The sequence below is a fragment of the Pseudomonas cremoris genome, assembly GCF_014230465.1.
The window spans coordinates 194,206-213,692 of sequence record NZ_JAAXCY010000010.1 but is presented as its reverse complement, the minus strand read 5'-3'; the positions used below and the strand labels follow the sequence as shown (position 1 = coordinate 213,692).

At 61.8% G+C, this 19,487-nt stretch carries 16 protein-coding genes; 11 read left to right on the top strand and 5 right to left on the bottom strand.

What is annotated here, in order from left to right:
- Positions 1–142 precede the first annotated feature (142 nt).
- A complete protein-coding gene (locus HF257_RS24110) occupies positions 143–2,551 on the top strand; it encodes a glucose/quinate/shikimate family membrane-bound PQQ-dependent dehydrogenase (RefSeq protein ID WP_185710219.1) in 2,409 nt (802 codons plus the stop codon).
- 52 nt (positions 2,552–2,603) lie between these two features.
- Complete coding sequence (locus HF257_RS24105) at positions 2,604–3,869, top strand: carbohydrate porin (RefSeq protein ID WP_185710218.1); 1,266 nt, start codon at positions 2,604–2,606, stop codon at positions 3,867–3,869.
- A 6-nt stretch (positions 3,870–3,875) separates the two neighbouring features.
- Here the strand turns inward: HF257_RS24105 and rpiB are convergent, their stop codons facing one another.
- A complete protein-coding gene (gene rpiB, locus HF257_RS24100; protein ID WP_185710217.1) occupies positions 3,876–4,361 on the bottom strand; it encodes a ribose 5-phosphate isomerase B in 486 nt (161 codons plus the stop codon).
- A gap of 251 nt (positions 4,362–4,612) precedes the next feature.
- Between rpiB and HF257_RS24095 the strand changes: the two genes are divergently transcribed.
- Genes HF257_RS24095 through dhaL form a run of 5 tightly spaced genes read left to right on the top strand, consistent with a single transcriptional unit; the run spans position 4,613 to position 9,536 of the window.
- A complete protein-coding gene (locus HF257_RS24095) occupies positions 4,613–6,100 on the top strand; it encodes a sugar ABC transporter ATP-binding protein (protein WP_185710216.1) in 1,488 nt (495 codons plus the stop codon).
- On the top strand, positions 6,097–7,074 hold the full coding sequence (locus HF257_RS24090) for an ABC transporter permease (RefSeq protein WP_185710215.1): 978 nt from the start codon (positions 6,097–6,099) through the stop codon (positions 7,072–7,074). The genes HF257_RS24095 and HF257_RS24090 overlap by 4 nt, the downstream gene beginning before the upstream one ends.
- A gap of 14 nt (positions 7,075–7,088) precedes the next feature.
- Positions 7,089–7,847, top strand: coding sequence for a GolD/DthD family dehydrogenase (locus HF257_RS24085; protein WP_185710214.1), 759 nt, complete (start codon positions 7,089–7,091; stop codon positions 7,845–7,847).
- A 36-nt stretch (positions 7,848–7,883) separates the two neighbouring features.
- Positions 7,884–8,885 carry a dihydroxyacetone kinase subunit DhaK gene (locus HF257_RS24080; protein ID WP_185710213.1) on the top strand — a complete coding sequence of 334 codons (1,002 nt, stop codon included), beginning with the start codon at positions 7,884–7,886 and terminating at the stop codon, positions 8,883–8,885.
- A 3-nt stretch (positions 8,886–8,888) separates the two neighbouring features.
- Positions 8,889–9,536: a dihydroxyacetone kinase subunit DhaL gene (gene dhaL, locus HF257_RS24075; protein WP_185712115.1), complete on the top strand. Its 648-nt coding sequence runs from the start codon at positions 8,889–8,891 to the stop codon at positions 9,534–9,536.
- A gap of 160 nt (positions 9,537–9,696) precedes the next feature.
- Here the strand turns inward: dhaL and HF257_RS24070 are convergent, their stop codons facing one another.
- Both HF257_RS24070 and HF257_RS24065 read right to left on the bottom strand, forming a co-directional pair.
- A complete protein-coding gene (locus HF257_RS24070; RefSeq protein ID WP_093513751.1) occupies positions 9,697–10,674 on the bottom strand; it encodes a sugar-binding transcriptional regulator in 978 nt (325 codons plus the stop codon).
- Between the two features lie 88 nt (positions 10,675–10,762).
- Entirely contained in the window at positions 10,763–11,935 is a 1,173-nt protein-coding gene (locus HF257_RS24065; RefSeq protein ID WP_185710211.1) for a XylR family transcriptional regulator, read from the bottom strand.
- A 138-nt stretch (positions 11,936–12,073) separates the two neighbouring features.
- Between HF257_RS24065 and xylA the strand changes: the two genes are divergently transcribed.
- The 4 genes from xylA (at position 12,074) to HF257_RS24045 (ending at position 17,175) form a co-directional block, all read left to right on the top strand.
- A complete protein-coding gene (xylA, locus tag HF257_RS24060) occupies positions 12,074–13,390 on the top strand; it encodes a xylose isomerase (RefSeq protein ID WP_185710210.1) in 1,317 nt (438 codons plus the stop codon).
- A 102-nt stretch (positions 13,391–13,492) separates the two neighbouring features.
- Positions 13,493–14,485: a D-xylose ABC transporter substrate-binding protein gene (gene xylF / locus HF257_RS24055; protein WP_185710209.1), complete on the top strand. Its 993-nt coding sequence runs from the start codon at positions 13,493–13,495 to the stop codon at positions 14,483–14,485.
- A 5-nt stretch (positions 14,486–14,490) separates the two neighbouring features.
- Positions 14,491–16,038 carry a D-xylose ABC transporter ATP-binding protein gene (xylG, locus tag HF257_RS24050; RefSeq protein WP_185710208.1) on the top strand — a complete coding sequence of 516 codons (1,548 nt, stop codon included), beginning with the start codon at positions 14,491–14,493 and terminating at the stop codon, positions 16,036–16,038.
- Positions 16,039–17,175, top strand: a complete 1,137-nt coding sequence (locus HF257_RS24045; RefSeq protein ID WP_185710207.1) for a sugar ABC transporter permease — start codon at positions 16,039–16,041, stop codon at positions 17,173–17,175.
- 173 nt (positions 17,176–17,348) lie between these two features.
- On the opposite strand, the gene HF257_RS24040 is transcribed toward HF257_RS24045, so the two are convergent.
- The gene (locus HF257_RS24040) at positions 17,349–17,681 is read right to left on the bottom strand and encodes a hypothetical protein (RefSeq protein WP_233081623.1); all 333 of its coding nucleotides are present in this window, start codon (positions 17,679–17,681) and stop codon (positions 17,349–17,351) included.
- 243 nt (positions 17,682–17,924) lie between these two features.
- Complete coding sequence (locus HF257_RS24035) at positions 17,925–19,424, bottom strand: CoA-acylating methylmalonate-semialdehyde dehydrogenase (RefSeq protein ID WP_185710206.1); 1,500 nt, start codon at positions 19,422–19,424, stop codon at positions 17,925–17,927.
- Between the last annotated feature and the right edge of the window lie 63 nt (positions 19,425–19,487).

Below are 19,487 nucleotides of genomic sequence, written 5' to 3'. Positions count from 1 at the left end.
GCCCCGCCCGCCACGCGACATTTAGCCTCAGCCCATCATCTCAGCACCTGTAATAGTCTATTGCAGGACTCTAATGTACTAACCAGTTACTTTACTTGCTAAAATCGCGTCTTTGCCCTCTCACCTTCGAGCATTTATCGATATGAAACGAGCATCGCGCGCCGCTGGCGTCTCTAGATTCATCCTGCTGGGCCTGGGCGTGATCATCGCCCTGCTCGGCGTGGCGCTGGCCGTTGGCGGCGTCAAACTGGTCAGCCTGGGAGGTTCCTGGTACTTCCTGGTCGGCGGCGTGGCCATGGCGATTGCCGGCCTGCTGATCGCCTGCCGCAAGCCAGCGGGCGCCTGGTTGTTCGCCGCTTTCCTAGTGGGCACGGCCATTTGGGCGGTAGCGGATGTGGGCCTGGTGTTCTGGCCGCTGTTCTCGCGCGTGTTCATGTTTGCGGCCATCGGCATGGTGGTAGCGCTGGTCTACCCACAACTGGTCGGACGGCCTGCACGCGGCGCCTATGGCGTAGCTGCGGTATTGGCCGTCGGCGTGGCAGTGGCCGCCGGCAATATGTTTGTCGCCCACCCAAGCGTCGCCTCTAACGGCACCGGCCCGGGCATTACGCCGGTAGCGGCAGCCGATGCACAGAAGGACTGGGCGCACTACGGCAACACCGAAGGTGGCAGCCGCTTCGCTGCGCTGGACCAGATCAACCGTGACACCGTCAACAAGCTCAAGGTGGCGTGGACCTACCACACCGGTGACGTGGCCATCAGCGACGGCAACGGCGCTGAAGACCAGCTCACCCCGCTGCAGATCGGCAACAAAGTGTTCATCTGCACGCCCCACAACAATTTGATCGCCCTCGACGCCGACACCGGCAAAGAGCTGTGGAAGAACGAAGTCAACGCCAAATCGGCGGTCTGGCAGCGTTGCCGTGGCATAGCTTACTTCGACGCCACCGCGCCGATTGCCCAGCCGACCCAGCCCAACAGCTCGCCGATCATTGCTGCCAGCGTGCCTGCCGGTGCGCAGTGCCAGCGTCGCCTGCTGACCAACACCATTGATGCCCGACTGATCGCGGTCGACGCCGACACCGGCAAGTTCTGCGAAGACTTCGGCACCCACGGCCAAGTGGATTTGAAAGCCGGCCTGGGCAACGTGCCCGACAGCTACTACCAACTGTCGTCTGCTCCACTGATCGCCGGCACCACTGTCGTCGTCGGCGGCCGCGTCGCTGACAACGTGCAAACCGACATGCCAGGCGGCGTGATCCGTGGTTTTGACGTGATCACCGGCCAAATGCGCTGGGCGTTCGACCCAGGCAACCCGGAAGACAAAAAAGCCCCGGCCGAGGGCAGCACTTACGTGCGCAGCACCCCGAACAGCTGGGCGCCGATGTCCTACGACCCGCTGATGAATACGCTGTTCCTGCCGATGGGCAGCTCGTCCACCGACATCTACGGCGTGGAACGCACCCAGCTCAACCACAAATACGGCGCTTCCGTGTTGGCGCTGGACGCCTCTACCGGCGCTGAAACGTGGGTGTACCAAACCGTCCACAATGACCTGTGGGACTTCGACCTGCCGATGCAGCCAAGCCTGATCGACTTCACCGCGCCAGGCACCGACAAAGCCGTGCCTGCGGTGGTAATCGGCACCAAGGCCGGGCAGATCTACGTGCTGGATCGCGCCACCGGTAAACCGCTGACCGAGGTTAAAGAAGTACTGGTCAAGGCCGCCAACATCCCGAACGAGCCGTACTCCCCTACCCAGCCGAAATCCGTGGGCATGCCGCAGATCGGCGCGCAAACCCTGACCGAATCGGACATGTGGGGCGCCACGCCGTACGACCAGCTGCTGTGCCGCATCGACTTCAAAGGCATGCGCTACGACGGCCTGTACACCGCGCCGGGCACCGATAAATCCCTGAGTTTCCCAGGCTCCCTGGGCGGCATGAACTGGGGCAGCATCTCCACCGACCCGGTGCACGGCTTTATCTTCGTCAACGACATGCGCCTGGGCCTGTGGATCCAGATGGTGCCGTCGCAGAACAAGGCCCAAACCTCGTCCGGCGGTGAAGCACTGAACACCGGTATGGGCGCCGTACCACTCAAGGGCACGCCGTATGCGGTGAACAAAAACCGCTTCCTGTCGGTGGCCGGTATTCCGTGCCAGGCGCCGCCGTTCGGCACCCTCACCGCGATCGACATGAAGACCCAAAAGGTCGCATGGCAAGTACCGGTGGGCACCGTTGAAGACACCGGGCCGCTGGGTATCCGTATGCACCTGCCGATCAAGATCGGCCTGCCAACCCTGGGCGGCACCCTGTCGACCCAAGGTGGCCTGATCTTTATCGCCGGCACCCAGGACTTCTATCTGCGCGCCTTCAACAGCGCCAACGGTGATGAAATCTGGAAAGCCCGCCTGCCCGTCGGCAGCCAGGGCGGCCCGATGACCTACGTATCGCCGAAAACCGGCAAGCAGTATGTGGTCATCACCGCTGGCGGCGCACGCCAGTCCACTGACCGTGGCGACTACGTGATCGCCTACGCCCTGCCATAACCCTCTGTCAGCGCGGTGCCCCCGCACCGCGCTTTTCACTTGGAAGACCCGCATGACCCCCACTTCTCATATTCCCTTTGGGCGCTTACTGCTGGGCGTAGCCCTGAGCGTCGCCCTGCCCGTGCAAGCCGATGACACCACCCTGACCGGCGACTGGGGCGGCCTGCGCCGCGAACTCGACGCGCAAGGCATTCGCTTCACCGGCGACTACAGCGGCGAAACCGCCTACAACGCCCATGGCGGCCAACACCGCTCGGCGCGCTACTCGCAAAACCTCAAGCTCGGCGTGCAGTTCGACCTGGGCAAGTTATACGGTTTCAATAATGGCGATCGCATCCAGGTCACGATCAATGACCGTCGCGGCAACAGCGCGTCCGAGGACCTGGTGGGTAACCGCCTGCCGATCCAGGAAAACTACGGCGGTCTCTACACCCGTCTTACCGAGCTGAGCTACGAGCGCACGCTGTTTACCCCGGCGCTCAATGTGAAGCTCGGCTACATGGCCATGGGCAATGACCTCGGCGGCCTGGACAGCGGCATTCTGTGCAACTTCATGAACGCCGGCTTCTGCGGACACCCGCTGAACATGTCGGGCGGCAGCGGCTGGACCAACTACCCCAATGCTCGCCTGGGCGCACGGGTCAAATATGACTTTTCGCCAAGCTGGCAACTGCGCGTGGCCGCGTTCAACGTCGACCCCGACAGCAACGGCAACTCCAGCCGCGCCTGGAAGCTCAGCCCCAAGCACACCACCGGAACCGTGGTGCCCATCGAACTGGTGTACAGGCACGCAGGCCCACTGCCGGGTGAATACAAGCTGGGCTATTACTACGACAGCTCTGACGTAAAACGTATCGGCAGCACCAAGGACGTCAGCGGTCGCGGCGGCCACTACCTGCTGATCGACCAGGCCGTGTGGGCCTCGGACTCGTCCGCTGGCCGTGTGCTGCACGCCTTCGGCCAATACTCCGCCGCCAGCGAAGCGGCCTCGCCGTTCACCAAGTGGTATGGCGCAGGCGTGGTGCTGTACAAACCGTTCGAAGGCCGACCACGTGACACCCTGGCCCTGGGCTACGGTCGCGCTGTACCCAACCCGCGCAGTCGTGATGTGCAGGAAGCGGCCGCCTTCAACGCGGGTAACGACTATCCCAACCTGAACAATGCCGAACAACTGATCGAACTCAGCTACGGTTATCAAGCCACGCCATGGCTGACCCTGCGCCCGGATGTGCAATACATCATCGAGCCAGGGGCGTTTTCCGGTGACAACATCGACAACGCCCTGGTGCTTGGCCTGCAGGTCAAAGCGGTGTTCTGAACCGGCTCACTTGTCGTCCGACGGCAAGGCCCTGTTCGCCTGTTCGAGCGCAGTAATGCGCTCGACTTTCGCCCCCGAGCGCTCCGCTTCGAATTCCGACTCCAGAAACACCTTGACGATGCTCTTGGCCAGCTCGGGCCCGATCACCCGTGCACCAATGGACAGGATCTGCGCATCGTTGCTTTTGCGTGCACGCTCGGCCGAGTACGTGTCGTGAGCCTGGGCGGCCCGCACGCCTTTGATCTTGTTCGCTGAAATCGCCATGCCGATACCGGTGCCGCAAATCAGCACGCCCAAGCGCTGCTCGCCCGCGCCCACCGCCATCGCCACGGCTGCCGCGATGTCCGGGTACAGCACCGGACTGGACGAATAGCAGCCGAAATCCTCAATCCCATAGCCCAAGCTTTCGATATAGCGCTTGAGCAACTCCTTGAGTTCGAAGCCGGCTTCATCGCAGCCGACGGCCACCGAAAACCTTGTTTGTGCACCCATCACGCTTCCTCCGCCGCCTTTTATGCCGATCAAATGATCAATTAGTGAAAATATGCACAAACATTAGCAGATGACGGACACATCGCTGTCAAGGCTTATTTAAAGGGTTATCCACATTAAAACTGTGAAAGGACGGCAAGACCCGATGCCAGGCCATTGACAAAATGCCCACGGCCGGTTTAAACATATGATCACCATCCGATCATATGATCAGATAGTTCTAATAAGAAAATCAGCAAGAGGACACACCGATGGCCACGCCATTACTGCTCCAGGCTGAACACGTTTCCAAGGCCTATGCCGGGGTTCCTGCCCTGCGCGACGGGCGCCTCTCCCTGCGGGCCGGCAGCGTACACGCCCTGTGTGGCGGCAACGGCGCGGGCAAATCGACTTTCCTCAGTATCCTCATGGGCATCACCCAGCGTGACGCCGGCACCATTTTGCTCAACGGCCAGCCCGTGCAATTCGACCGTCCCAGTGCAGCGCTCGCTGCCGGGGTGGCGATGATCACCCAAGAGCTGGAACCCATTCCCTACATGACGGTGGCCGAGAACATCTGGCTGGGCCGCGAGCCGCGTCGCGTCGGCTGCATTGTCGACACCAAGGAATTGAACCGGCGCACCCGCGAGCTGCTGCAAAGCCTGGAGTTCGACGTGGACGCCACCAGCCCCATGCACCGCTTGAGCGTGGCGCAGATTCAACTGGTGGAAATCGCCAAGGCCTTCAGCCATGACTGCCAGGTGATGATCATGGATGAACCCACCTCGGCCATCGGTGAACACGAAGCACAAACCCTGTTCAAGGCGATCCGCCGCCTCACCGACCGTGGCGCCGGCATCATCTATGTGTCCCACCGCCTCAGCGAACTGGCGCAGATCGCCGACGAGTACAGCATCTTCCGCGACGGTGCCTTCGTGGAAAGCGGGCGCATGGCCGACATCGACCGCGCCCACCTGGTGCGCGGCATCGTCGGCCAGGAGCTGCAACGCATCGACCACAAAGTGGGCCGCGAATGCGCCGCCACCACTTGCCTGGACGTCAGCGGCCTGAGCCGCGACGGCGAGTTCCACGACATCAGCCTGCAACTGCGCCAGGGCGAGATTCTCGGTATCTATGGGCTGATGGGCTCCGGGCGCAGTGAATTCCTCAACTGCCTGTACGGCCTGACCCTGCCGGATGCCGGCAGCGCGACCCTGCAAGGCCAACCGCTGCCGACCGGCACGCCCGCCGCGACGATTCGCGCGGGCATGTCGCTCGTCACCGAAGACCGTAAAGACAGTGGCCTGGTGCTCAGTGGCAGCATCCTCGCCAACATCGCGCTGTCGGCCTACAAGCAGCTGTCGAGTTGGTCGGTGATCAACGCGCGCAAGGAAAACGCCTTGGCCCAAAGCATGGTCAAGCGGCTGCAGATCAAGGTCTCGTCCCTGGACCTGCCGGTGGAATCCATGAGCGGCGGCAACCAGCAAAAAGTGGTGCTCGCCAAATGCCTGTCGACCCAGCCGATTTGCCTGCTGTGCGACGAGCCCACCCGTGGCATCGACGAAGGCGCCAAGCAGGAGATCTATCACCTGCTGGACGAGTTCGTGCGGGCTGGGGGCGCGGCCATCGTCGTGTCGTCCGAGGCGCCGGAGTTGCTGCATTTGAGTGATCGAATCGCCGTGTTCAAGGGCGGTCGCCTGGTGACCGTCAGCACCGACACCGCCCTTTCCCAGGAAGCCTTGTTGAGTCTTGCCTCATGAACAGTAAAGTCCTTGCCGCCCCCGTCACCGCCCCGTCGCGCAACCGCCTGCGCCTGTCCCTCGACCGTTTCGGCCTGCCGCTGGTGTTTATCCTGCTGTGCCTGGTGATGGCGTTTTCCAGCGAATACTTCATGACCTGGCGCAACTGGATGGACATCCTGCGCCAGACCTCCATCAACGGCATCCTCGCCGTGGGCATGACGTACGTGATCCTGACCAAGGGCATCGACCTGTCGGTGGGCTCGATCTTGGCCTTCGCCGGTCTGTGCAGCGCCTTGGTCGCGACCCAGGGCTATGGCCTGCTGGCGGCCGTCAGCGCCGGGATGTTTGCCGGGGCCATGCTCGGCGTGGTCAACGGTTTTATGGTCGCCAACCTGAGCATCCCGCCGTTCGTGGCCACCCTCGGCATGCTCAGCGTGGCGCGGGGCATGACCTTTATCCTCAACGACGGCAGCCCGGTCACCGACCTGCCGGACAGCTTCCTGGCCCTGGGCATCGGCAAGCTTGGCCCCATTGGCGTGCCAATCATTATCTTTGCGGTGGTCGCGCTGATCTTCTGGATGGTGCTGCGCTACACCACCTACGGGCGCTACGTGTACGCGGTGGGCGGCAATGAGAAGAGCGCTCGCACCTCCGGTATCGGCGTGCGCAAGGTGACGTTTTCGGTGTATGTGATTTCCGGGCTGTTGGCGGGGTTGGCCGGCGTGGTGCTGGCGGCGCGCACCACCTCGGCGCTGCCCCAGGCGGGCGTGTCCTATGAGCTGGACGCGATTGCCGCTGTGGTGATCGGCGGCACCAGCCTGTCGGGCGGCACCGGCAGCATTGTCGGCACGTTGTTTGGCGCGCTGCTGATCGGCGTGATCAACAACGGCTTGAACCTGCTCGGGGTGTCTTCGTATTACCAACAAGTGGCCAAGGGGTTGATCATCGTGCTGGCGGTGCTGATCGACGTCTGGCGCAAGAAAAAACGCTAAGTGGAGTGTGTGCAATGTCCAATTTCTGGAACCAGGCGTTCGACCTCACCGGCCGTTGCGCCGTGATCACCGGGGGCGCCGCCGGTATCGGCCTGGCGTGTGCCAATTTGTTGGTGGAACGTGGCGCCCGAGTGGCGTTGCTGGATCGGGATCCGGCGGTGGTCGAAGTGGCTGCCAGCCTTGGTAGCGGTCACGTGGGGCTGGTGGCTGACTTGCGCCAGCTGGAGTCCGTACAGACTGCGGTTGATGAGGCTGCCGCCAAGCTCGGGCGCATTGATTACCTGGTCAACAGCGCCGGGGTCGCCCTGCTGGACAAGGCCTTGGAAGTCAGCGAAAACGCCTGGGACACCACCCTGGATATCAACCTCAAGGCCAGTTTCTTCGTGGCCCAGGCCTGCGCCCGACATATGATCGAAAGCGGCGGCGGACGCATCGTCAACCTTGCCTCTCAAGCCGCCGTGATCGGCCTGGACCGCCACGTTGCGTACTGCGCCAGCAAGGCAGCGGTGGTCGGCATGACCAAGGTCTTGGCGATGGAGTGGGCGCCCCATGGCATCAACGTCAACGCCGTGTCGCCCACCATCGTCGAGACCGCCTTGGGCAAGAAGGCCTGGGCGGGTGAGCTGGGGGAACGGGCCAAGTTGCAGATCCCGGTGGGCCGTTTCGCCCAACCGGAAGAAATTGCCGGCCTGGTGCTGTACCTGGTCAGCGACGCAGCCAAGATGATCACCGGCGAAAACGTGGTGATCGACGGCGGCTACAGCATTCAGTAAACCGATTCCAGACGAATAAGAACAAGGAAACACCCTATGAATCGAGTCATCAACGATCCGGACCTGGTGGTCGAGGACATGCTTGCCGGCATCCTCCTGGCGCACCCGGAACTGGTGCAGTACGAGAGCAATCCACGGGTCATTCGCAAGCGCAACACCTCGCCAAAGGGCCAAGTCGGCATCGTCACGGGTGGCGGCTCGGGCCATGAGCCGGCGTTTCTCGGCTATGTCGGCCCTGGGCTGGTGGATGCCGTGGCGGTGGGCGAGATCTTCTCCTCGCCCACCGCCAAAAGTTTCTTCGATGCGTTCCGCGCCGCCGACCAGGGCGCGGGCGTAGCGTGCCTGTACGGCAACTACGCCGGCGACAACATGAACGTGAAGCTGGCAATGAAAATGGCCGCCAGCAAAGACATGACCATCCGCACCGTGGTCGCCAACGACGACGTGGCCTCGGCGCCACCGGCGGATATCGCCAAGCGGCGCGGCGTGGCCGGTGAGATCTTCATGTGGAAAATCGGCGGTGCCGCTGCCGCCCAAGGCTACGACCTCGACGGCGTGATCCGTGTGGCGCAAAAAGCCGTGGACCACTGCCGCTCTATCGGCGTGGGCCTTACGCCCTGCACCATCCCGGCGGTGGGCAAGCCCAACTTCCAGATCGCCGATGGTGTGATGGAACTCGGTATCGGCCACCATGGCGAGCCGGGCATCGAAGTGGTGCCGGTGGAATCTGCTGCGGCGATGGCCGAACGCATGCTGGCGCCGATCCTGGCCGACCGCGACTTCACCCAGGACCAGAGCGTGGTGGTGCTGGTGTCGGGCCTGGGCGCCACGCCGGTGATGGAGCTGTATATTTTCTACGCCGAGGTCGAGCGCCAACTGCGCGCCAAGGGCCTGCGCATTCACCGTTGCTACGTGGGCAACTACTTCACGTCCTTGGAAATGATGGGCGTGACCTTGACCCTGCTCGGCCTCGATGCGGAGCTGAGCAACCTGATCGACCAACCTTGCCGCTCCATCGGCATGACACAGTCGGAGTAGAGCATGAGCGAATATTTCCCCAGCAATACCGGCAGCGCCATTGTCGCCAACCTGGTGTCGATCATCGTCGCCAACCGCGAATACCTCAGTGAAGTGGACGGCGCCATTGGCGACGGCGACCACGGCATCAACATGGCAAAGGGTTTCTCCCGCTGCGGCAAGACCCTGGAAGGTCGCGAGTTGTCCCTGGCCGAGGCGCTGGACGAACTGACCCTGGCGCTGATGGAAGGCATCGGCGGCTCCATGGGCCCGCTCTACGGCAGCCTGTTTATCGGCATGGCGGATGAAGTGCGTGGACGCGACAGCATCGATGCGGCGACCTTCGCCAAGCTGCTGCGCGGCGGCCTGACGTCGTTGCAAGACATCAGTGATGCGGGGGTGGGCGACAAGTGCCTGATGGACACGTTGATCCCGGCGGTGGAGGCGTTTGAACGCGCTGAGGCCAGCGGTGCGTCATTCCGTGAGGCCCTGAACCAGATGAAAAGCGCAGCGTCCCAGGGCCGTGATTCCACCCGAGATCTGGTGGCCAAGATTGGTCGCGCCAGTCGCCTGGGGGAACGCTCTCTTGGTGTGCTGGATGCCGGCGCGGTGTCGTGCTGCCTGATCCTCACAGACCTTGCCGAATCGGTCGAAGCGCGCTTGGTGGCCTGACGGCGCAGGAATTCGAGCACACCGCCACCCCCCTGTGGGAGCGGGCTTGCTCGCGAAGGCGGCGGATCAGTCGGTACAAATGCTAGCTGACCCACCGCCTTCGCAGGCAAGCCAGCTCCCACATTTAGCTCTGCGCCTGGCCGGGTAGAGATATCCAGAGCTACCGCCGCGTCGCATCATCCAGGGCGAGGATCGTGTAGGCATTCGACACGGTTGTCGCCAAGGTGTTGATCACCCCGGAGCGCAACGCGCCGAGGGTGGCCGCCGCCTTGGTGTTCTCGCTGGCAATCGCTACCACATCGGGAATGCGCACCAGCTCCTGCACCGTCAAGCCGATCACCCTGCCCTGCATGGCGTTGACCGCCGGCTGGCCGTGGATGTCGATAAAGTCATAACCCATCATGTCGCCCACCGTGCCAGACACCCGGGCCTGGGCGATTTCCTGGGGCGAGAACCAGCCCATGCGCACCATGTTGCTGTTCTCGCTCATGTCACCGATGCCGATCAAGGCGATATCGGCGCGGCGCGCACGGTCGAGGGTCGAGCGCACAGTGTCGTTGTTGATCAACACACTGCGCAGTTCCGGGTTGGCCACCAGGGCCGGGGCGTAGAGGGTTTCGCTTTCGGCGCCGAAACGCAGGGCCAGGCGTCGGCAGATGTGGTCGGGGTTCATGTATTCACCGGCCTTGAGCGAGCCGCCAATCGCACACACGAAGGTGCAGTTGCGCGTCACCGGCAGGAACACATTCTCGGCCACCGCGCCGACGTTGCGGCCCATACCCACGGCGACGATCATGCCGTCACTGAGGGTCTTGTTCAGGTAGTTGGCCACCAGGCTGGCGACGGCCGAGCGCTGGGTGTCGGGGTCGCCATGGTCGACTGCGATCAACGCCCGGTCCAGTTGGAAGCGCTCCACCAGCGCCTGCTCCAGCTCAGTGTTCAAGGCCGGATGCTGCAACACCCGCACCTCCACCACCCCTTCATCACGGGCGCGCTTGAGCAACCGGCTGACCTTGACCCGTGACAGGTCGAAGCGCTTGGCGATGGCTTCCTGCGTGATGTTGTCGAGGTAATAAAGCATGGCCACTTCGGTCATCAGGTCGATGTCGCTGGCGGCACGCTGGGCACTGTCGGTCATGGGAGCTTCCATTTACGCCACAAAAAACCATTCTCCCTAGTCTGTGCGGTGCAAGTCCAGCGGCGAATGGGCCTGGCCTGCAAAGTTTCTAGCGGCCTCGCTGGTATTGCCGTGGCGTACAGCCGAACTCACGGAGGAACACCGTGTGCAGGTACTGCGCCGAGGTGAAGCCACACTGCTGGGCAATATCGGCAATCGCCAAGCGGTTGCCCTCCAGGCCCTTGGCAGCGCTGGCGAGTTTGAAGCGCAGGATCTCGTCATGCACGCTGCAACCGCGCTCCTTGCGAAAGTGCGACTCCAACGATGAGCGCGACACGCCCACATAGGCCGCCACCTGGGCGGTCTTGATACCCTGGCAAGCGTATTGGCGGATAAACAGCAGCGCCTGCATCACGTAAGGGTTGCCCAAGGGTTGATGCAAGCTGGACGCCTGCACATTGATCGCATCCGGCGGCACGAGGATCTGCTCACCCGTGCAAGGCTTGCCGTGCAGCATCTGGTGCAACAGCGCGGCGGCGGTGCGGCCCATGATTTCGGTGCCCTGGATCACTGAACTCAGCGGTACCCGCGTCAGGGTGCGGGTCAGCGGGTCGTTGTCGATACCGATCAGGGCCACCTCTTCAGGTACTGCAATCCCTGCCGTGAGACAGGCTTGCAGCAACTGTCGGGCACGGGCATCAGTGACCGCGATGATACCGATGGGCTTGGGCAAGCTTTGCAGCCAGGCGATCTGCTGCTCTACCGCGCTGTCCCACAACGGCGCGCTGGTGCCCAGGCCGCGATAGACCTCAACCGGCAAACCATCGCGTTGCATCAGGCTGCGAAAGGCCTTCTCCCGCTCCTGGGCCCAGCGATTGGCCTGCGCTTCGGGCAGGCTGAAACAGGCAAAACGGGTCAGCCCGGCCTCAATCAAATGCTCATAGGCCAACTTGATCAGCGCGTGGTTATCGGTGGCCACGTAGGGAATGCCCTTCGGATACGCCCGCGCATCGGCATACGAGCCACCCACCGCCACCACCGGCACCTTGCTCCCGGCCAGCGCCTCGCCGATCAACGGGTCGTCGAAGTCAGCGATGATGCCGTCGCCCTGCCAGCGCTCGATGCCCTTGAGACGGCACAAAAAATCTTCTTCAAGAAACAAGTCCCAGGACGCGCGCGTGCTGCTCAGGTAATTGCCGATGCCGGCGATGATGCCGCGGTCATAGATCTTGCTGCCATTGAACAGCAAGGCAATGCGGTGCACGGGCGGTAGGGTTTTCATTGTTTTTGTCCTGGGGCCGGTCGCCACAGACTAGACCCCCTCACTCAAAATCGCACCACCACTTGGTGATTTTCATAATTTTCGGCCCAACCCCGTTGCTAGTATCCAGACACCGCCAAGAACAATAAGGAAAGCGCCATGCCGTACTTCCCCGGTGTCGAGAAGGTTCGCTTCGAAGGCCCCAGCAGCGATTCCCCCCTCGCCTTTCGCCATTACGACGCCAACAAACTCATCCTCGGCAAACCCATGCGCGAGCACCTGCGCATGGCAGCCTGCTACTGGCACACCTTTGTGTGGCCGGGGGCGGATATGTTTGGGGTGGGCACCTTCAAACGGCCTTGGCAGCGCAGTGGCGACCCCATGGAGGTGGCCATCGGCAAGGCAGAGGCAGCGTTCGAGTTTTTCTCCAAGTTGGGCATCGACTACTACAGCTTTCACGACACGGACGTCGCCCCCGAAGGCAGCTCGCTCAAGGAGTACCGCAACCACTTTGCGCAGATGGTCGACCATCTGGAGCGCCACCAGGAACAAACCGGCATCAAGCTGCTGTGGGGCACTGCCAATTGCTTCAGCAACCCGCGTTTTGCGGCAGGTGCTGCCAGTAACCCCGACCCGGAAGTGTTTGCCGTGGCGGCCGCCCAGGTGTTCAGTGCGATGAATGCGACGCTGCGGCTCAAGGGTTCGAACTATGTGCTGTGGGGTGGCCGTGAAGGCTATGAAACCCTGCTCAACACCGACCTCAAGCGCGAGCGCGAACAACTGGGGCGCTTTATGCGCATGGTGGTGGAGCACAAACACAAGATCGGTTTTGCGGGCGACCTGCTGATCGAGCCCAAGCCCCAGGAGCCCACCAAGCACCAATACGATTACGACAGCGCCACAGTGTTCGGCTTCCTGCATGAGCACGGGCTGGAGCAGGAAATCAAAGTGAATATCGAGGCCAACCACGCGACCCTGGCCGGGCACAGTTTTCATCATGAGATTGCCACCGCCGTGTCCCTGGGAATCTTCGGCAGCATCGACGCCAACCGGGGCGACCCGCAGAACGGCTGGGACACCGACCAGTTCCCCAACAGCGTCGAGGAGATGACCCTGGCCACCTATGAAATCCTCAAGGCTGGCGGGTTTAAAAATGGCGGCTATAACTTTGACTCCAAGGTGCGTCGCCAGAGCCTGGATGAAGTGGACCTGTTTCATGGCCACGTAGAGGCGATGGACGTACTGGCCCTGGCGTTGGAACGCGCCGCCGCGATGGTGCAGAACGATCGGTTGCAGCAGTTCAAGGACCAGCGTTACGCCGGTTGGCAGCAACCGCTGGGCCAGGCGGTATTGGCAGGTGAATTCAGCCTGGAGTCGCTGGCCGAGCATGCATTTGCCCATGAGTTGAATCCCCAAGCCGTCAGTGGTCGCCAGGAGATGCTTGAAGGCATCGTGAATCGGTTTATCTACCGGTGACAATTGCGCGACAAATCTGTGCACTGGGCGTCAAAACGACGCTCTACAGTTCCACCGGCAACACGCTGTGTCTTTCCAACAACAATAAAAGGACGCATAACCATGAAACGCACGCTTATCGCCACTGCCCTGGCCCTGCTCGCCCTGCCGGTGATGGCCGACTCGGCCCACCCGAAAATCGGTTTCTCCATCGACGACCTGCGCCTGGAACGCTGGTCCCGCGACCGTGACTACTTCGTCGCCGCCGCGGAAAAACTCGACGCCAAGGTCTTTGTGCAGTCAGCCGATGCCAACGAGCAAAAGCAGATTTCCCAGATCGAAAACCTGATCTCCCGGGGCGTCGACGTGATCGTCATCGTGCCGTTCAACGCCACTGTGCTCACCAACGCCGTGGCCGAAGCCAAGAAGGCCGGGATCAAGGTGGTGTCTTATGACCGCCTGATCCTCAACGCAGACATTGACGCCTACATCTCTTTTGATAACGAGAAAGTCGGCGAAATGCAGGCCAACGGCGTGCTGCAAGCGGCGCCCAAGGGCAATTACTTCCTGCTCGGCGGCGCGCCCACCGACAACAATGCCAAGGTGCTGCGCGAAGGTCAGATGAAGGTGCTGCAACCGGCCATCGACAAGGGCGATATCAAGGTAGTAGGCCAGCAGTGGGTCAAGGAATGGAACCCCACCGAAGCCCTGAGCATCGTCGAAAATGCGCTCACTCGAAACGACAACAAGATCGACGCCATCGTCGCCTCCAACGACGCCACCGCCGGCGGCGCGATCCAGGCGCTGGCCGCGCAGAAACTGGCGGGCAAGGTGCCAATCTCCGGGCAAGACGCCGACCTGGCGGCCGTCAAGCGTGTGATCGACGGCACCCAGACCATGACCGTGTACAAGCCGCTCAAGCTGATCGCCACCGAAGCGGCCAAGCTCTCGGTGCAACTGGCGCGCAATGAAAAACCGGCCTACAGCTCGCAATACGACAACGGCAGCAAAAAGGTCGACACCATCCTGCTGACCCCGACCCCGCTGACCAAGGCCAATATCGACCTGTTGGAGAAGGACGGGTTCTATACCAAAGAGCAGATCGCCGGGCAGTGACCGCCATGGCCGACTATCTGCTGCAAATGAACGGCATCGTCAAAACCTTTGGCGGTGTCAAAGCGCTAAACGGCATCGATCTCCAGGTGCGGCCGGGGGAATGCGTCGGCCTGTGCGGTGAGAACGGTGCGGGTAAATCCACCTTGATGAAGGTGCTGTCGGCGGTCTATCCCCACGGCACCTGGGAGGGCGAGATTCTGTGGGATGGCCAGCCCCTCAAGGCCCAGTCCATCAGCGAAACCGAGGCCGCCGGTATTGTGATCATCCACCAGGAACTGACTCTGGTGCCCGATCTGTCGGTGGCCGAAAACATCTTCATGGGCCACGAGCTGACCCTTCCGGGTGGGCGCATGAACTACCCGGCGATGCTCCACCGCGCCGAAGCCTTGATGCGCGAGCTCAAGGTGCCGGACATGAACGTGGCGCTGCCAGTGTCGCAATACGGCGGCGGTTACCAGCAACTGGTGGAAATCGCCAAGGCCCTCAACAAACAGGCGCGCCTGTTGATCCTCGACGAACCCTCCTCGGCCCTGACCCGCTCGGAAATCGAAGTGTTGCTGGACATCATCCGAGGCCTGAAAGCCAAGGGCGTGGCCTGCGTATACATTTCCCACAAGCTCGATGAAGTGGCGGCGGTGTGCGACACCATCGCGGTGATCCGCGACGGCAAGCACATCGCGACCACGGCCATGGCCGACATGGACATTGCAAAGATCATTACGCAAATGGTCGGGCGCGAGATGAGCAACCTCTACCCCACCGAACCCCACGACGTAGGCGAAGTGATTTTCGAGGCGCGCAACGTCACCTGCTTTGACGTCGACAACCCCAAGCGCAAGCGCGTGGACGATATTTCGTTTTCGCTCAAGCGCGGGGAGATCCTCGGCATCGCCGGGCTGGTGGGCGCCGGGCGTACGGAACTGGTGTCGGCACTATTTGGCGCCTACCCCGGCCGCTACAGCGCCGAGGTGTGGCTGGACGGCCAGGTGATCGACACGCGCACCCCGCTCAAATCGATCCGCGCCGGGCTGTGCATGGTGCCCGAAGACCGCAAGCGCCAAGGCATCATCCCCGACTTCGGCGTGGGCCAGAACATCACCCTGGCCGTACTCGACACCTACGCCAACCTGACCCGCATCAACGCCGAGGCCGAACTGGGCAGCATTGACCAGCAGATCGCCCGCATGCACCTGAAAACCTCAAGCCCGTTCTTGCCGATCACCAGCCTGTCCGGGGGCAATCAGCAAAAGGCCGTATTGGCCAAAATGCTCATGGCCAAGCCACGCGTACTGATCCTCGATGAACCCACACGCGGCGTAGACGTGGGCGCCAAGTATGAGATCTACAAGTTGATGGGCCTACTCGCGGCGGAAGGCGTGGCGATCATCATGGTCTCGTCGGAACTGGCCGAAGTGCTCGGGGTGTCCGACCGCGTGCTGGTGATCGGCGAAGGCCAGCTGCGCGGCGACTTCATCAACCAAGGGCTTACCCAAGAACAGGTGCTTGCCGCCGCGCTCAGCCAACACAATAAAAACGATCGGAAGACCGCGTAGATGAATCAGGTGAAACAGCTGTTTACCCGCTACAAAATGCTCGCCCTGATCATCGCCGTGGCGGTGATCTGGGTGTTTTTCAGTTGGCAGACCGAGGGCGGGTTCCTCACCCCACGCAACTTGTCCAACTTGCTGCGGCAGATGTCGATCACCGGGATTCTGGCGTGCGGCATGGTGCTGGTGATTATCAGCGGTGAGATCGACTTGTCGGTGGGCTCACTGCTGGGATTATTGGGTGGGTTGGCAGCGATTCTGGACGTGGTTTATCACATCCCCTTGCTGGCCAACGTGAGTCTGGTGGCGCTGTGTGGGCTGATGATTGGGTTGGCCAATGGGTATATGACGGCCTACTTGCGCATCCCTTCTTTTATCGTCGGTTTGGGCGGGATGCTCGCGTTTCGCGGGATTCTGCTGGGGATTACCGGGGGAACAACCATTGCGCCGGTGTCGCCATCGCTGGTGTATGTGGGCCAGGGGTATTTGCCGCATTCGGTGGGTATAGGGCTCGGCGTTTTGTTGTTTGCGTTGACGCTTTTTTTAACCTGGAAACAGCGGCGCAATCGCGCACTGCATGGGTTGGCGGCGCACTCGCTGGTACGTGATCTGGTGCGTGTTGCGGTGATCGGTGCGGTGCTCGCCGGGTTCGTCACCACCCTCAACAGCTATGACGGCATTCCCGTGCCAGTGCTGCTGTTGCTGGTTCTGTTGGGCGTATTCAGCTACGTCACCAGCCAGACCGTGTTCGGCCGTCGCGTGTATGCAGTGGGCAGCAATATGGAAGCCACGCGGCTGTCGGGCATCAACGTGCAGGCGGTGAAGTTGTGGATCTTCGGCATCATGGGCGTGATGTGTGCCCTCGCCGGCTTGGTCAACACGGCACGGCTTGCGGCGGGGTCGCCATCGGCGGGGAACATGGGCGAACTGGATGCCATCGCTGCGTGTTTTATCGGTGGCACGTCCATGCGCGGTGGCTCGGGCACGGTGTATGGCGCGTTGCTCGGGGCGCTGGTGATTACCAGTCTGGACAATGGGATGTCGATGCTGGACGTGGACAGCTACTGGCAGATGATCGTCAAGGGCAGCATTTTGGTGGTTGCGGTGTGGGTGGATGTGAGTACGCGCACCGGGCGGCGGTGAATCAACCGCAAGAACACCGGTGATCCAATGTGGGAGCGGGCTTGCTCGCGAAAGCGTTGGATCAGTCACCTCATCTGGCGACTGACACTCCGCATTCGCGAGCAAGCCCGCTCCCACATTTGACCGCGTATAGGTTTGGTTATTGAGTGGATGTAAGTTCGTACAAAGACCGACTAAAAAACGTAACAGCTGCTACGGTCTTCAGTCTCATAGCGCCACGACTGGATGATGCCTTCACCCGAGACGAGCACGGAGTATCGACAGTCGCGGATCCAGGTCACGAAGTAGCGCTGGCTGTCGCCCTCCTTCACAACCTGGTCATAGACCTTGTTCTTGTTGACCGGCGACCAATAGGAATCGCCACAGCCGCGGCTGCAATCGTCATAGAGATGGACATCGAAGCGCGTGCCGACAAATGCGTTCATACCACCTGTCCATACCGAGTAAGACGGCGCACAACCGGCCAGCAACGTGCCCAATAAGGCGATACCCATAATGGCTTTCAAAGCGTTCTCCAATGGGCGAGGCAATTGACTTGACTGCGTTCGCTCGCTGGGTGAGCGTGCCAAGTTCCTCCCCGTAGAGCAAGCGCCCCGCTCCGGGCGCTGGGGCATTTGCTGGAGAGGGGTTAAAAAATGTGGGAGCGGGCTTGCTCGCGAATGCGGGGTGTCAGTCACAGATACTTCAACTGAACCACCGCTTTCGCGAGCAAGCCCGCTCCCACATTTTGAACCGCGTACAGGCTTTGGTTATTTGGAGACCGGCATCGCGAATTCCGCGCCCTGCTCAATACTCTCCGACCACCGCTGCATGATCGACTTCTGCTTGGTGTAGAACCGCACCCCCTCAGTGCCGTAGGCGTGCATGTCGCCAAACAGGCTCTTCTTCCACCCACCAAAACCATGCCAGGCCATCGGCACCGGGATCGGTACGTTGATGCCGACCATGCCCACCTGAATGCGCCGTGCAAATTCGCGGGCGATGTTGCCGTCGCGGGTGAAGCAGCTCACGCCGTTGCCGAACTCATGGTCGTTGACCAGTTTGATCGCTTCGCCAAAGTCATTCACGCGCACACACGCCAGCACCGGGCCGAAGATTTCTTCGCGGTAGATGCTCATCTCGCGGGTCACGTGGTCGAACAGCGTCGCGCCGAGCCAGAAGCCGTTTTCCAGGCCTGCTTCAGTCGGCACGTAGTCACGCCCGTCCAGCAGCAGTTGGGCGCCCGCTTGCACACCTTGTTCGATGTAGCCGCTGATACGTTCAAGGGCTGCACGGGACACAATCGGGCCCATTTCGGCTTTCAGATCGCGGCCATCGGTGATGCGCAGTTGCTTGGCGCGCTCGGTCAGGGCTGCAACGACTTTGTCACCCACATCGCCTACCAGCACCGCGACGGAGATGGCCATGCAGCGTTCGCCGGCACTGCCGTAGGCGGCGCCCATCAGGGCGTCGACGGTTTTTTCGATGTCGGCATCGGGCATCACCACCATGTGGTTTTTCGCGCCGCCCAGGCCTTGTACGCGTTTGCCGTTACGGGCGCCGGTTTCGTAGATGTACTGGGCGATTGGCGTCGAGCCAACGAAGCTCAGGGCCTTGACGTCCGGGTGTTCGATCAACGCGTCCACCGATTCCTTGTCACCCTGCACCACGTTGAACACGCCTTTGGGCAGGCCCGCTTCACGCAGCAGTTCGGCCATGAACAGCGAGGCACTCGGGTCAGTCGGGCTTGGCTTGAGGATGAAGGTGTTGCCCGCCGCGATGGCGATCGGGTACATCCACATCGGTACCATCACCGGGAAGTTGAACGGCGTCACGCCCGCGACAACGCCCAGCGGCTGGCGCATCGTCCAGTTGTCCATGCCTCGGGAAACCTGGTCCGAGTGTTCACCTTTGAGCAGGTTCGGAATGCCGCAGGCGAACTCCAGAATGTCGATACCACGGTCCACTTCGCCCTGGGCGTCGGTGAAGACCTTGCCGTGTTCGGCCACGATGATGCGGGCCAGGTCGTCCTTGCGTTCACGCAGCAGGTGCAGGTATTGGAACAGCACGCGGGCGCGGCGGATGGGCGGAGTGTCGGCCCAGTCGTCGAAGGCGGCCTGAGCGGCGGCGACGGCTTCGCCAACGGTCTGGCGGCTGGCCAGGGCCACGCGGCCGGTTTTTTCGCCGGTGGCCGGGTTGAAGACGTCCTGATAGCGATCATCGCGGGACACGCGCTGGTCGTTGATGTAGTGCTCGATTGTAGTTGTCATGGCAGTCGATCCCAGGTGGATAAGCGATGGACACACGATAGGCTTTCGCTTTGTTCCAAACCA

Bases quoted from the DNA above. Each gene is read 5' to 3' on its own strand.
- HF257_RS24110 (WP_185710219.1), top strand. From the start codon at position 143: ATGAAACGAGCATCGCGCGCCGCTGGCGTCTCTAGATTCATCCTGCTG.
- HF257_RS24105 (WP_185710218.1), top strand. From the start codon at position 2,604: ATGACCCCCACTTCTCATATTCCCTTTGGGCGCTTACTGCTGGGCGTA.
- rpiB (WP_185710217.1), bottom strand. From the start codon at position 4,361: ATGGGTGCACAAACAAGGTTTTCGGTGGCCGTCGGCTGCGATGAAGCC.
- HF257_RS24095 (WP_185710216.1), top strand. From the start codon at position 4,613: ATGGCCACGCCATTACTGCTCCAGGCTGAACACGTTTCCAAGGCCTAT.
- HF257_RS24090 (WP_185710215.1), top strand. From the start codon at position 6,097: ATGAACAGTAAAGTCCTTGCCGCCCCCGTCACCGCCCCGTCGCGCAAC.
- HF257_RS24085 (WP_185710214.1), top strand. From the start codon at position 7,089: ATGTCCAATTTCTGGAACCAGGCGTTCGACCTCACCGGCCGTTGCGCC.
- HF257_RS24080 (WP_185710213.1), top strand. From the start codon at position 7,884: ATGAATCGAGTCATCAACGATCCGGACCTGGTGGTCGAGGACATGCTT.
- dhaL (WP_185712115.1), top strand. From the start codon at position 8,889: ATGAGCGAATATTTCCCCAGCAATACCGGCAGCGCCATTGTCGCCAAC.
- HF257_RS24070 (WP_093513751.1), bottom strand. From the start codon at position 10,674: ATGACCGACAGTGCCCAGCGTGCCGCCAGCGACATCGACCTGATGACC.
- HF257_RS24065 (WP_185710211.1), bottom strand. From the start codon at position 11,935: ATGAAAACCCTACCGCCCGTGCACCGCATTGCCTTGCTGTTCAATGGC.
- xylA (WP_185710210.1), top strand. From the start codon at position 12,074: ATGCCGTACTTCCCCGGTGTCGAGAAGGTTCGCTTCGAAGGCCCCAGC.
- xylF (WP_185710209.1), top strand. From the start codon at position 13,493: ATGAAACGCACGCTTATCGCCACTGCCCTGGCCCTGCTCGCCCTGCCG.
- xylG (WP_185710208.1), top strand. From the start codon at position 14,491: ATGGCCGACTATCTGCTGCAAATGAACGGCATCGTCAAAACCTTTGGC.
- HF257_RS24045 (WP_185710207.1), top strand. From the start codon at position 16,039: ATGAATCAGGTGAAACAGCTGTTTACCCGCTACAAAATGCTCGCCCTG.
- HF257_RS24035 (WP_185710206.1), bottom strand. From the start codon at position 19,424: ATGACAACTACAATCGAGCACTACATCAACGACCAGCGCGTGTCCCGC.